The following is a 12,060-nucleotide window of genomic DNA, read 5'->3' on the forward strand; positions in this document are numbered from 1 at the left end:
AGTCTTCATCGGATAGCATCTGTCCTAAATCGAAGAACATTCTATCAACCGGTAATTTGGGTCAATAGCACCACTACTATACTCAATGAAGAGGCATGATAAACGCTTGTACACAGTCAAGCAAGGGACATGAATAGGTTAAAAATAATCCACTAACTACGCAAAAAATGGGTTTAATTGTGAAGTTTTATTTTCGCTCGTATAATACCATGATCAGTGACTCTATCGGCATAATCCCACTTCAAATGGTCATTAAAATAGTCAACTCGCTCAACATGACCGAGCGAAAACTTACTATCAGGCAAAAACTCTTCTGAAACAAATAGCTGATCAATCACTTCTGGCATACCCTGATAAATATGAGTATACGCCACATCTTTCATCCAACCATAACGGGCTTGGATACGAGCAGCATCAAACAATGCTACGTCACGCATACTCTTATCATAATTGACTTCGCCAGTTTCAGTCATCAATTGGGTGGTAACGCTACCGGTGACATCGTTCATATCACCTAACAAGATCAATGGCTCACGAGTATGATGCAAGCGTTCAATGATAGAAATACGAATAGAGGCGGCTTCTGCAGCGCGCATACATAAACTACGCAGCTTGGCACGAATGCGAATGTTTGGATCGTCCATATCTTCTAATAAGTGACCGTTTTCATCGCGTAAGAAAAAAGCCCGTTTGCTTTTTAAATGCGCGGTAATAATCGTCATCGGCTGCCCATAAGCGTTCACTCGTAATATGAGCGGTGGGCGATTAAAGCGCTGATAAGGTCCAATATCAGGAATATCAATGACCGCTTTTGGCTCTATCTCTTCTAGCAAGGTGCTTTCTAACTGCTCAAAACGAGTGATAATACCGACGGATGGTGTATTTTGCGCGCCCTTTCCTTGGGTATAAGGACTTGCACTATCGTTGCTTGCCAGCGGAATCACTACATGCTCAGGCTCAAATCCCAATGATAGCGCTAATGCTTCGAGGGCATTGCTATCCCATACTTCTTGCACGGCAATGATATCAGCATGTGCTTTTGCCAATAAATCGATAAGGCCGCGCAGCTTATGGTCGTATTCTTTGTTGGTATAAGCAGGTGCGTTTTCGTAATAAATTCGATTAGGATTGGCAAAATTTAGTAAATTGGCAGTCGCTATATAAAATTGTTTAGAAGCACTACTTTGCGCATCATTAATCATAAATTACCTATTATTATTATTTTTAATAACTGTCTTTTATCACCATATATTCATATATAACAATATACATTAAAAAAGCCTCCAAAGGAATCTTTGGAAGCTTTAAAATAACATAAAACAAACTTGTTTTAGCCGTTAGTAGAATAAGCTCTACAATCCGACTAACTCCAGTAATGAGAGAGTAAGCTTTTGTATTGTTTGCTTACTCATATTAAATAAACCATTAATTAACCTTAACTATCAGAATTAACAAATATCAGTTTATTTATCATTACTTTTATTGGCTATCTTAGTGTCTTATTAGCATAGGGTTATACTATGACAAGCGGTTCCAAGCATCACGTGAAGCGCGACGTGCATCGTTCCATTCTAGACGCGACTCACCTTTTACTTCATGCCATGAGCGCTCCAAATCTGACTCGTGGTCTTCAAAACGAGCCTCGGCTGGATAACGTGCGCGGTTTGCATAACCAACAGCATACGCTGGATGTAAATCGCGGTCAAAGTCATGACCTTCACGATAGTAATCCGCCTTAGCATATTCTGCACGCCAGTAAGCTTCTTCACGAGTCGGATCGATGGCTTCCGCTGCTGCATGACCTGCACCGCCGCCAACGATAGCACCAATAGCACCACCGATTAACGTACCAAGTGGACCTGCCATTGTACCAATTGCGGCACCTGCTGCTGCACCACCAAGACTACCGATACCTGTACCGAGTGGATGTGAACCTGGTTCACCTGTGATTGGATCAGCATTCAAATCTTGCTTACTTTCTTTTGACATATGCTTGACGGCAGTACGATCGATGCCATCATGATCATCGATGATATTGTCATTTTCATGTCTAACGATTCGATTGCCATTGATATCATGGTCAGTGCCAGTTAATCGACGTTCATTATCATCGATAATACGCTCTCTATCGCCGACTTCAAGATAGTCATCAGCGATTACACGGTTATTAGGGTCTGTAATGCGTCCATCGTTATTCATAATATTATCCTTAAATTATTTGTTATATATTAGATTTATTAATTGCTAACTTATTAATGAATAGAAAATTAAATATCAGCGGTATTGCTTATTAACTCATCTAAAGTATAGGGATTTATGAATAGCGACAGATAGACAGGTTATGTAAACTCTGTCCAAATTACGATTGCCTTACGTTACAACCTGTATCTTTATCACGAATTTGCATGGATTTGTAGGTCAGTAAAGCATTTTGAGTAATTTTTAACTGATTTTTTATAGCACTTTAGAACTGTTAATTAGAAACTTACATCACTTTTAGCGCCCTATCGATAGCTCCTTGCCATTTATTAAGGTGCTGCTGACGTCTATCGGCAGACATTTTAGGCTCAAAAATCCGCTCAACTTGCCATGACGCTTGCATTATTGATTCATCATATAGACCGGTTTTCAATCCTGCTAATAAAGCCGCACCTTTAGCAGTGATTTCTGTGTCTTTGGGGCGCAGTACCGGTACGCCTAATAAGTCGGCTTGAAACTGCATGAGTAAGTCATTATTAGCTGCGCCGCCATCGACTCTTAGCTCAGTCAATGGATGAGGACTGTCTTTTTGCATGGCAATAAGAACATCGTACGTCTGATACGCCACCGCTTCCAATGCCGCGCGCGCAATATGGGCTTTGGTGGTACCGCGGCTCATACCCGTAATACTGGCGCTGATATCGGAGCGCCAATAAGGGGCGCCAAGTCCTGTAAAGGCCGGCAATAAGACCACCTCTTCACTGCTATCTACTTGCCGCGCTAAGCTCTCAACCTCACTACTTTGTTGAATCATACCGAGATTATCACGCAACCACTGCACGATAGCGCCCGCCATAAACACACTGCCTTCTAAGGCATAAGTGACTTCTCTTTTAGCCGGCTGTAGCATACGTCTGCCAGACTGGACAATTTGATCAAAGGATAGATTTTCTGGACGAGTTGGCGTTGATTTGCGTTGCCAAGCAATAGTAGTTAATAGCTTGTGCTCGCTCAGTTTTGGCTTTTCACCAATATTCATCAGCATAAAACAGCCGGTTCCATAGGTATTTTTTGCCATGCCTGCATCAAGGCAGCCTTGCCCAAACAGTGCTGCCTGCTGGTCGCCCAATACCGCCTGAATAGGAATTTGTTTGGCAAATAATCCTTTTTTGGTTTTACCAAAATCGCCATCAGATGGCAGTACCTTGGGCAATATATTCATTGGTACACCAAAGCAGGTACATAACTCCTCCGACCATGCCAGTTTATGGATATCATACAATAAGGTACGACAAGCATTGGTCACATCGATGACATGCTCGCCGCCGGTTAAATTATAAATAAGCCAGCTATCTATAGTGCCGACAGCGATTTCCCCTTTATTGGCGCGTACTCTTAATTTAGGATCGTTTTCTAACAACCACGCGATTTTACTGGCGCTAAAGTAAGGGTCCAAACGTAATCCTGTGATACGCTGCACTTCACTTGCCATGTCATCATGGTTATTATCGGTCTTAGCTCCCGTGCTTTCTGCAGCAAGCGTTTTACAATAGCTGGCGGTACGGCGGTCTTGCCAAATAATAGCAGGCGCTAGCGGTTTACCCGTTTGCTTGTCCCACATCACGATAGACTCACGCTGATTGGTAATCGCAATACTGGTAACATCGGTTGCCAGCAGCCCTGCCTGATTAATCACATCATGGGCACAGCTAATCTGAGTTTGCCAAATCTGCTGCGCATCTTGCTCGACAAAACTTGCCTGCGGAGTTTTCAAAGTTGTCGGCTGCTGCACCATTTTAATCGGGCGGGCATGGTCGTCATACAGTATCGCCCGACTCGACGTCGTACCTTGATCTAGCGCTAAAATATATCCAGCCATCACTTACATCCTATTTTATATAATGTTTTTCTTGGTTTTTATGCGCTTGTTTGATTCATCTGCTTTTATGGCTATCTATTTATGACCAGTACTTTTGTTTGTCTTAAGCAATTTACTATTTAAGCAACCTTTAGTCACTCATCCATAAACCCTCACCCATAAACAGTGCTATTATCTAGCTTAAAGCTAAACACTTAACATAAAAGCCCCGCTCATTCAACGTAAAATAAGCGAATAGTGAGCATTGACCCGTCACTATTGTGGCACTACAGTGTACGCTTTGTTATGAATAACCAATTTTTGCTTTCTATTAATAGTCTATAATATCGCCCTGTTTGACTATCTTCAAAACACTTTGCGTTCTAAATACTTTGTGCTCGAAACACATTGCATTCTAATTAATGGCTTATGTGACTTATGAAATTTGCTTTATCGACTCTGTCTACTGCTGTGATGACGGTTACGCTCATGGGCTTAGCCGCACCTCACTGCGCTAACGCCAATGATGATACTATCACGCCAGAAAATGAAGTAGCTCCCGTTGTAGTGACGCAAATTATTGACGCGGATACGCCAAACAGCCTTCAAGACAATAGTAATAGTACTCAAAAGAATACAATTCAAGGCAATACAATTCAAAGAAGTGGCACTCAAATAAGTCAGGCTCAAACCTATAAAAACCCTACACAAAAAAGTATTATAAAAAATAAAGCTGCGACGCTGAATATCGAGTTAGATAAAGCAAAGCCCAATATCGCTTTAAGCACCCTTATTGACCCCATCACCCATAAAAGCATTGATAACAGTTATCCCTTAGAAGTGTCTAGCCTGCTCAGTCTTGAGCAAGCGCAAAATATTTTATTGCAAGTTTCGCCAAAAATCGCCGCCAATCAAGCCGCGATTGCTGCCAGTGAATATGAAACCGATGCGCTAAAAACCATTGATCATCCATTGGTATTTGCACGTGTCTCCGCCACTGCTTATAAATTAGACGCCGATATTGACTTATCGTCAATTAAAACGGGCATTATCAAAGATGTGAATAGTAGCGTTGATAATATCGACCCACCCATAAACATAGAAGATTTACCGGATTTTGGTGAGTTGGTCGGTGACCGTATCCCAGATAATTACAACTTAAAGCGCTCAGGTTCAACGACGGGCGCAGGTCTAGGAGTGGTATGGCCCATTTACACCGCTGGACGCACAGCGGCATTAACCGGCGCTTCCACTGCCCGCACTCAAGAAGCCGTCGCCGATAGCATACTGGATACCAACGAGCTTTATAACACCTTAATTGAGCGTTATTTTAAGGCACAATTAGCGATTATTGCCGCTTATTTACGTGAGGATGCTTATGATACGGTGCAGCAAGTTGACCATATGGCGCAGCGGCTTTTTGAAGAAGGGTTTATCTCACGCGTCGATCGCTTAGAAGCCCAATCGGCGCTTGCGGATGCGAAAAGCGAATCGGTCAATGCCAATAATGATGCGCGTCTTGCGATGATGGCACTACAGCGTCTTTTGCGTACCGATTATCGTATTAAACCAAGCACACCTTTATTTGTTTCTAGCCGTCCTCTGCCTGATGTGAACTATTTTCAAGATTTGGCACTGAACAATCATCCAGGTCTACAAAAAGTCGCGGCTAAACGGGCGCAAGCTCAGCAGCTACACGCACTATCCGATACGGGCTACAAACCTACGGTTATGCTTTATGGCTATGGACAAGTTGAAAAAGACCCCAGTTGGGTCGCTGGTATCTCAGCAAGTTGGAAGCTTTGGGGCGGGCTTGATAAAACCGCTACCTTAGCTTCTAGCAATGCAAAGATACGCCAAGCCGATTTGTCTGAGATTGAAGTCAGTGACAATCTATTATTGTTGGTCGAAAAAAACTGGCACGATGTCAATAATGCCCAATCTCGCTATCAGGCATTACAAAGTAATGTGGATTTGGCAGCCGAGGTATTGCGCTTGCGTCAACTCGGACTACAAGAAGGCTTGAATACGCCTATCGATGTGGTACAAGCGCAAACGCAGTCGCTCAAAGCACGTACGGAACAGGCGCAAGCGGCGAATACTTATGTACAATCTCTTGCTGCTCTAATGCAAAGCTGCGGTACGCCCCTTGCCTTTAATGCTTACCTAAACGCCGCTGACATTCGTCTACCAGCCTTATATGACAAATAGCTCATTTAGTAAAAAATATTAAATGCCAAGATTAAATAACGCCAGACCTATTCTGCTTATTCCCGACTTTATCGCTTTAGGAATCTCACTGTCATGACTGAATCTAATAACGAATCAGGCGACTCACGCAAATTAAATGCTTCAGACCAAGCCGCTGAATCAAACAACAGTCAGCATGAGCGAAAGCCTCTTGATGCTATTGATGGCACTCGACCGACTGAAGCCTTCGTTGATAGTGTCGATAGCGCTGATACTGACCAAGAGCAAGCTGTGCCCCCTTATAAGCGCGAGCCTACAAAAGCGAATAAATCTGCCATGATCAAAAAGGTAATTTTGGTGCTTTTTGTGCTGCTCATATTAGGGGCGATTGCTTATGGTCTATATAAAAGCAATCAACACAATGAGCCTGAAGTCATCACCCTACAAGGGCAGATGCAAATGCAGCAGACGTCCATTGCCGCAAAAGTACCGGGGCGTATTGCACAAATCATGGTTACAGAAGGTGATGCGGTGACGGTCGGTCAGCAGTTAATTGAGATGGACTCACCCGAGATTAACGCTAAGATTAATCAGGCGCGTGCTGGCAAACAAATGGCCCAAAGTCAGCTTGATAAAGCAGAAAATGGTGCTCGTCCACAAGAGATTGCGCAAGCAAAAGCCGCCTGGCAAGCCAATAAAGCGGCGTCTGATTTGGCAGAAAACACCTATCAGCGGGTCAATCGTCTTTATGAAGAAGGGCTGATGGCACGGCAAAAACGCGATGAAGCGTATGCGCAATATTTGGCTACTCAAGATCAGACAGAAGCGGCGCGCTTGCAGTATGACTTAGCAATGGAAGGCGCACGCAGTGAAGACAAATCTGCCGCGACGGCGCAAGTTGCCCAAGTCGATGCGCAACTAGAAGAGGCCTTGGTCGCAAAAGAGGAAGCCAATCTAAGAAGCCCGATTGCAGGTATCGTGGATAATGTCATCGTTAATGCTGGCGAAGTGATTGGTCAAGGCGTGCCGCTCCTTACTTTGGTAAATACCAATGATCAATGGGTGGTACTCAACGTCACTGAAACCTATTTAAATCAGTTTGCGATTGGTCAACGCTTTATGGGTACGATTCCCGCTTTGTCATCGCCTGAAAAACCTTATACCAAGCAATTTACCGTTTATGCCACCTCAACATTATCTGATTTTGCTACTTGGCGTCCGACCAATAATAACGATGGTTTTGATGTGCGTACCTTTGAGGTTAAAGCGCGTCCATCAGCGCCTGATCGCCGTATTCGTTCGGGCATGAGCGTGGTTGTCAATATCAATCCAGCCCTTGCTAATCAGAGCCAAGAGTAAACCATGCGCTTGACTAAGCAAAAGAAGCTAGGTGAGCAAAAGGGGTTGATTGGCGCTTTTGTACGCAGTGCTGGCTACGAGCGACGTTTTTTAGCCAAAAACCCATGGGATTTGAGCATGGTGATTTGGATACCGCTTGCAACCGTGCTATTGATTTGGTGGATTTTTTCACAAATACAAATCACCGATTTACCCATCGGCGTGATGGATAAAGATCGCGGTCCTATTGCCAATACCGCCGTGCGTTATTTGGAAGCCAACCCGAATCTCACAGTCAAACAGCTGTATCATTCGCCAGCAGCGGTAGAAGCGGCGCTCCTCCAACGTGATATTTATGCTGTGGTCATTATTCCTGAAGATTTTTCGCGCAATATTTCATCCAGTAAACCTGCGCCTATCGTGCTGCAAGTAAATGCCCAATACGGTACTCACTCTGGCATCATCCAAACCAGCGTGCAATCGGTGATTGGTACGCTATCGGCAGGCGTTGAGATACAGCGTTTGGTAAAAAAAGGGATGGCACCCTCACAAGCAGCGATTGCCTACTCGCCCATTAGTATTCAGCGTATTAGCTTATTTAATGCCGCAACGGATTATCAGCAGTTTTTAGCATCGACCGTTATCCCTGCTCTGCTGCATATTTTAGCAATGGTCATCGGTGCCACGACCATTGGGCGTGAGCTACGTGATAAGCAAATCGGTCGGTGGTATGACTTTATTGAAAGCGGCCATCCTGATTTAACCAACATTGCAAACAGCAAAACCATAGCCGCTTTAACTGCTATTGAAGACCATAACACCTCTATTAAAGATGATAGGCCTAGAAAAGCCAGTATTTCAGTCTTACTATTTGGTTTATTGGGTAAGTACTTTTGGCCAATACTAGCTTATAGCCTATGGTCAGTTCTGGCGTTGTGGCTGGCCGCTCCGCAGCAAACGCTCGCTATTAGCTCTATTACTGCTACTTATATCGGCCTTGTCTTGCTTATGATGCTGTCATTTTGGCTTGGGGCAATATTTACTTTAACCTCATTTTCATTACGTATGGGCTTATCGTCTACGGGGTTTATCTCAGCGCCTTCTTATGCTTTTGCAGGGGTGACATTTCCTTATATCGCCATCAGTGACAGTGCTCAGCATTGGTCAGACGTCTTACCACTCACCCATTATCTTAAGCTGCATATCGCACAATTACAGATGCAAGCACCCGTTGCCATCTCACTCCCAATTGTCTACGGACTGACGTTAGCGACCCTTATTGCTATGTTCTTAGCCACTTTATTGAGCAAACGCGCGCTCTCACATCCTGAACGCTGGGGAGCACGCTAATGTCTATATTAAAAAAACAGCCTGACTCACCAAAAGAATCTGTATCACTAAAAGATAAGTTATCTAACGCAGCAGCAGATTCAAAAGACTGTTCTTCATCGCAAAGCTTTTTAGGCAGTTTTTTGCAAACCATTAAAGACGTCTTTTCTGATAAAGGCGTGCTGTTATTATTAATGATTGCACCGATTATCTATGGCTTTTTTTATCCTTGGCCGTATTCAGCGGAAGTGATTAACCATGTGCCAGTGGGTATTATTGATCAAGACAACAGTAACTTATCTCAAACCATCGTCCGTTACGCCAGTGCCAGCCCACAATTAGATACCAAGCGCTTTCTCAATGAGCAAGATGCCATCAAGGCTATATGGTCAGATGACATCGCTGGTTATATGATTATTCCAAGCGGACTTGAACAGCAAGTACTATCTGGAAAAGCGGCAAGCGTCAGCGTACTGGGTAATGGCGGCTATTTCTTGCTAAATAAAAACGTCCAAATGGGGTTTCTACAAGCGGTCAGTACGGTATCAGCAGGGGTTAAGATTAAAAAAAGCGTGGCGCAAGGAGCTTATTCTGCGACCGCAGCGGCAAGCACGCAGGCGGTACCCTTAAAAATTATTCCTTTATATAACCAAACCGAAGGCTACGGCGCTTACGTGGTGCCAGCGGTCGCTATTCTTATTCTGCAGCAAACCCTTTTAATGTCTACAGCGATGTTGATTGGTACGTGGTATGAGCAGCGTCGTCATGCCACCAGTATTCGCGGCTGGCTCGGACGCATTGCAGCGCTCAGTATGTTCAGCTTTATCATCGGCTGCTTCTATTATGGCTGGACCTTTGAGCTGCATCATTATCCGCGCGGACAAAACATGCTCGGCAGCTTGTTATTTTTGCTACTATTTTGTCCGACTGTAGCCACGCTTGGCTGCGTGTTTGGACTGTGGTTCCGCCAGCGTGAACGTAGTATGCAAATCTTAATTTTCAGCTCACTGCCGATGTTTTTTGTCAGTGGTTATCCATGGCCTGCCCATCAATTGCCAGAGTTTTTACAAATCATACGCTGGTTAATACCGACGACACCTGGCATCAATACCTCTGTTCAGCTCAATCAGATGGGTGCAAGCGTAGCGCAAGTCGCAACCGGATTTTATGCACTGGCAGGATTGTGGCTATTTTACTTTATATTGCTGCTTTTATTTCGCTGGCGTACCACGCAAAGCAAAACCGCCTTTTAAGTTAAAAAGAGCTTTATAGCACTTATGCTATTAGAAAATGCCACAAAAAAAGCGCCTGCTTATTAAGCAGGCGCTTTTTTATGTATCTGACTTTACGGTTTCACAGTTAAAAACCAACCATTAAAAAACGCGATTTAAACCATTGAGGGCTGCCACACGATAAGCTTCTGCCATCGTTGGATAGTTAAAGGTCGTATTGACGAAATACTCAAGGGTATTATTGCTCTTGCACTTCATCACTGCTTGACCGATATGAATAATCTCTGACGCGTGATTTCCGTAGCAATGAATGCCTAAAATCTCAAGCGTATCACGATGGAACAAAATCTTTAACACACCTGAGCGTTCACCAATGATTTGCGCGCGTGCCAGATGTTTAAAAAATGCCTGCCCGACTTCATAAGGAACTTTTTCATCGGTCAGCTCTTGCTCAGTTTTACCGATACAAGAAATCTCAGGAATGGTGTAAATACCTGTTGGCACACTCGATACCGGTTCTGCATCACTATCGCCAACCATAAAGGCCGCCGCACAGCGTCCTTGATCGTAAGCAGCAGAAGCCAATGATGGCCAGCCGATAACGTCACCAGCGGCATAGATGTTTTCCACACCCGTACAATAGGTATCATCAACTTTAAGCTGCCCACGGCTATTGGCTTCAAGCCCGATAGCTTCTAAGTTCAAGCCTTCTGTGTTACCTGAGCGCCCATTTGACCAAAGAATGGCATCTGATTTAATGCGCTTGCCGCTTTTTAGATGCAAAACCACATAATCATCATGCGTTTCAAGATGGTCAATTTCTTCATTGCTGCGAATCAGCACGCCAAATTGTCTAAAGTCATGAGCGATGGCATCACTAATTTCGCTGTCGAGATAACTGAGCAATTGATCTTGGTTATTGATTAAGTCAACTTTATAGCCAAGACCGGTAAAGATAGACGCATACTCACAACCAATGACCCCTGCACCATAAATGATGATTTTCTTGACCACATAATCCATTTGCAAGATTTTATCGGAGTCAAAAACACGCGGATGGTTAAAGTCTAAAATATCAGGACGATAAGGACGGCTCCCAACGGTGATAATGGCTTTATTAAAGGTGACGGTTTCAAAGACACCATCATCTTTTTCGACATTTAAAGTATGCTCATCAATAAAGCTTGCCCAGCCATGAATCACATCAATGCGATTACGCTCGTAAAAACGCGTATGGGTAGTCACCTGATTGCGTATCACCTGACGCGCATTAGCCAACACACGGTTTAGCGGTACTTGCTGATATTCCATCGCTTTGGTAAACATCGGATCACGGCGAAAGTTAATCAAGTTAAAGACTGATTGACGCAATGCTTTACTTGGAATCGTACCCACATGGGTAGAGTTGCCGCCGACCTGTTCGCGTGGGTCGATAACCGCAACTTTTTTACCCGACTTCGTCAGCTTCATGGCTGCCGCTTCACCAGCCGGCCCTGCGCCTAAAACGACAACATCATACTCATACTTATGCTTATCGCCTTTGATACGCTGCGAGTCTTTGGTAAAAGGGGTTTTGATATCAATACGGATATCATCTAGCGGATTGACCAAGTCAGGATGGTGCATGATATCTTCAGTGACTTGCTGATGGGTTTGATCAATTTTTGCTTTTTTAGTTTTACCCTCAGTATGCTCAGGGTTTGGCGCGCGGCCGCTCTCTTTATTAGACACTTCGGTGTGAGTGTCTTTACCAATATCGTTGGTCGCGTCGCTTATAGGTTTGCTTCCCATCGTATCCTCTTTATTAATTTATGAATCTATTTATTTTTTAGGTCATCAATGTCTGCATGTCTACATACAGTCAAGTCATGGCGCTAAAGCGTGCCTACCATACGTTGTGATAGGATATTTTGC

At 43.9% G+C, this 12,060-nt stretch carries 8 protein-coding genes; 4 read left to right on the plus strand and 4 right to left on the minus strand.

Translation table 11 applies throughout. The features are described from left to right. Nucleotides 1-173 precede the first annotated feature (173 nt). The 3 genes from JMW39_RS01435 to glpK form a co-directional block, all read right to left on the minus strand. Nucleotides 174-1,202: an endonuclease/exonuclease/phosphatase family protein gene (locus JMW39_RS01435; RefSeq protein ID WP_201543146.1), complete on the minus strand. Its 1,029-nt coding sequence runs from the start codon at nucleotides 1,200-1,202 to the stop codon at nucleotides 174-176. 316 nt (nucleotides 1,203-1,518) lie between these two features. Further along, nucleotides 1,519-1,989 (minus strand): glycine zipper domain-containing protein, encoded by a 471-nt coding sequence (locus tag JMW39_RS01440; protein WP_227679158.1) that lies wholly within the window; start codon nucleotides 1,987-1,989, stop codon nucleotides 1,519-1,521. A 496-nt stretch (nucleotides 1,990-2,485) separates the two neighbouring features. After that, nucleotides 2,486-4,078 (minus strand): glycerol kinase GlpK, encoded by a 1,593-nt coding sequence (gene glpK, locus JMW39_RS01445; RefSeq protein WP_201543148.1) that lies wholly within the window; start codon nucleotides 4,076-4,078, stop codon nucleotides 2,486-2,488. Between the two features lie 417 nt (nucleotides 4,079-4,495). Between glpK and JMW39_RS01450 the strand changes: the two genes are divergently transcribed. The 4 genes from JMW39_RS01450 to JMW39_RS01465 all read left to right on the plus strand — a co-directional run bounded on the left by JMW39_RS01450 (nucleotide 4,496) and on the right by JMW39_RS01465 (nucleotide 10,167). Continuing rightward, nucleotides 4,496-6,268, plus strand: a complete 1,773-nt coding sequence (locus tag JMW39_RS01450; protein WP_201543149.1) for a TolC family protein — start codon at nucleotides 4,496-4,498, stop codon at nucleotides 6,266-6,268. Nucleotides 6,269-6,583: 315 nt separating this feature from the next. Next, nucleotides 6,584-7,606 carry an HlyD family secretion protein gene (locus tag JMW39_RS01455; RefSeq protein ID WP_413786211.1) on the plus strand — a complete coding sequence of 341 codons (1,023 nt, stop codon included), beginning with the start codon at nucleotides 6,584-6,586 and terminating at the stop codon, nucleotides 7,604-7,606. 3 nt (nucleotides 7,607-7,609) lie between these two features. After that, a complete protein-coding gene (locus tag JMW39_RS01460; RefSeq protein WP_201543151.1) occupies nucleotides 7,610-8,935 on the plus strand; it encodes an ABC transporter permease in 1,326 nt (441 codons plus the stop codon). Further along, nucleotides 8,935-10,167 (plus strand): ABC transporter permease, encoded by a 1,233-nt coding sequence (locus JMW39_RS01465; RefSeq protein ID WP_201543152.1) that lies wholly within the window; start codon nucleotides 8,935-8,937, stop codon nucleotides 10,165-10,167. The genes JMW39_RS01460 and JMW39_RS01465 overlap by 1 nt, the downstream gene beginning before the upstream one ends. A gap of 120 nt (nucleotides 10,168-10,287) precedes the next feature. On the opposite strand, the gene sthA is transcribed toward JMW39_RS01465, so the two are convergent. Beyond that, nucleotides 10,288-11,937, minus strand: coding sequence for a Si-specific NAD(P)(+) transhydrogenase (sthA, locus tag JMW39_RS01470; RefSeq protein WP_227679120.1), 1,650 nt, complete (start codon nucleotides 11,935-11,937; stop codon nucleotides 10,288-10,290). Between the last annotated feature and the right edge of the window lie 123 nt (nucleotides 11,938-12,060).

Origin of the sequence: Psychrobacter immobilis (assembly GCF_904846175.1) — a bacterium.
GTDB classification, from domain to species: domain Bacteria; phylum Pseudomonadota; class Gammaproteobacteria; order Pseudomonadales; family Moraxellaceae; genus Psychrobacter; species Psychrobacter immobilis_E.

What these genes read in the sequence shown, in the direction of transcription:
- JMW39_RS01435 (WP_201543146.1), bottom strand. Translation starts at nt 1,202, where the DNA reads ATGATTAATGATGCGCAAAGTAGTGCTTCTAAACAATTTTATATAGCG.
- JMW39_RS01440 (WP_227679158.1), bottom strand. Translation starts at nt 1,989, where the DNA reads ATGTCAAAAGAAAGTAAGCAAGATTTGAATGCTGATCCAATCACAGGT.
- glpK (WP_201543148.1), bottom strand. Translation starts at nt 4,078, where the DNA reads ATGGCTGGATATATTTTAGCGCTAGATCAAGGTACGACGTCGAGTCGG.
- JMW39_RS01450 (WP_201543149.1), top strand. Translation starts at nt 4,496, where the DNA reads ATGAAATTTGCTTTATCGACTCTGTCTACTGCTGTGATGACGGTTACG.
- JMW39_RS01455 (WP_413786211.1), top strand. Translation starts at nt 6,584, where the DNA reads ATGATCAAAAAGGTAATTTTGGTGCTTTTTGTGCTGCTCATATTAGGG.
- JMW39_RS01460 (WP_201543151.1), top strand. Translation starts at nt 7,610, where the DNA reads ATGCGCTTGACTAAGCAAAAGAAGCTAGGTGAGCAAAAGGGGTTGATT.
- JMW39_RS01465 (WP_201543152.1), top strand. Translation starts at nt 8,935, where the DNA reads ATGTCTATATTAAAAAAACAGCCTGACTCACCAAAAGAATCTGTATCA.
- sthA (WP_227679120.1), bottom strand. Translation starts at nt 11,937, where the DNA reads ATGGGAAGCAAACCTATAAGCGACGCGACCAACGATATTGGTAAAGAC.